This window comes from Psychrobacter sp. 1U2 (genome assembly GCF_051847575.1).
The window spans coordinates 1-1,008 of the sequence record NZ_JBPYDC010000514.1 but is presented as its reverse complement, the minus strand read 5'-3'; the positions used below and the strand labels follow the sequence as shown (position 1 = coordinate 1,008).

The 1,008-nt window shown below is 41.3% G+C and carries 2 protein-coding genes and 1 pseudogene; 1 reads left to right on the top strand and 2 read right to left on the bottom strand.

Annotation, left to right across the window (positions count from 1 at the left end; genetic code table 11):
• Window positions 1-450: beta/alpha barrel domain-containing protein (locus ACS8FD_RS16965; RefSeq protein ID WP_459252139.1), on the top strand; the 450-nt coding region annotated here is incomplete at its 5' end.
• 7 nt (window positions 451-457) lie between these two features.
• On the opposite strand, the gene xseB is transcribed toward ACS8FD_RS16965, so the two are convergent.
• The gene (gene xseB, locus ACS8FD_RS16960; protein WP_439260761.1) at window positions 458-703 is read right to left on the bottom strand and encodes an exodeoxyribonuclease VII small subunit; all 246 of its coding nucleotides are present in this window, start codon (window positions 701-703) and stop codon (window positions 458-460) included.
• Between the two features lie 75 nt (window positions 704-778).
• Window positions 779-1,008: pseudogene (locus ACS8FD_RS16955) on the bottom strand (exodeoxyribonuclease VII large subunit); the annotation flags it as partial.

Sequence of the window (1,008 nt, the reverse complement as noted above, 5' to 3'; positions counted from 1 at the left end):
TATCGCGGCGACTTGGGCATTGCTTTAACAGATGTCGTTGGTATGGATGCATTCTTACGCGACTTTGATTTGTATTTTGCCAAGCTATTTGACGGCCTGCGTCACGACAGCGGAGATCCCTATATTTGGGGTGATAAAGCAATCACTCATTATAAAAAATTAAAGATAGACCCCAAGACCAAAATTTTGACCTTTAGTGACGGTCTGAATCTCAATAAGGCGTGGGAGCTGCATCAGTATTTTAAAGATCGTATCAAAACCAGCTTTGGCATCGGCACCAATCTCACTAATGATATGGGCATCACGCCAATTAATATCGTTCTTAAACTGGTTGAATGCAATGGGCAGCCAGTTGCTAAGTTGTCTGACAGCCCAGGTAAGACGATGATCAATAATGATACGTATCTTGCCTATTTGCGCCAAGTCTTTGAGGTCGATGAGCCAGAGTAACGACCGTCTAAAGATCGTTATTCTCTGTTTTCTCTTCCTCAGCAAATGCTGCATCTAATGCTTGTTGCACGGCATTGATACGAGTTTCGCATACGCGATAAGCGGCGATTGACTCTTCAACGGTTGTCATTAGGTTATCAATATCAGGCTCATCTTGTTGTTGTAGTTCAGCTGCATTGGTCTTTAGAATATCGTAAGCCGCCTTAAAGGTTTTTGGGGCGGCTTTTTTGCGTCGGCGAGCAGGGGTTGTCATAAGGTTTCCTAGTTTCTTGTAATGGTCTAAGTAGATAATATGGTTTGAGTAAGTAAATAATTATTAAAAACTGTTTTATGATTCGATTAGCGTATTAGCAGATTCTGTCATCTTGTTATTAGTTTTGATATCAATAATCTGCGCTTTTGCTTTACCGTCTTTTAAGACAATATGAATGGTCTGCTCGGGATAAAGCTGCGTACTGCTGGTCAATATCTGCTTATCTTTTGTATCAGTCAGCATGGTATAGCCTTGTTTGAGTACGCGAGACGGACGATGTAGTAGTACAATATCACGTAGATGCT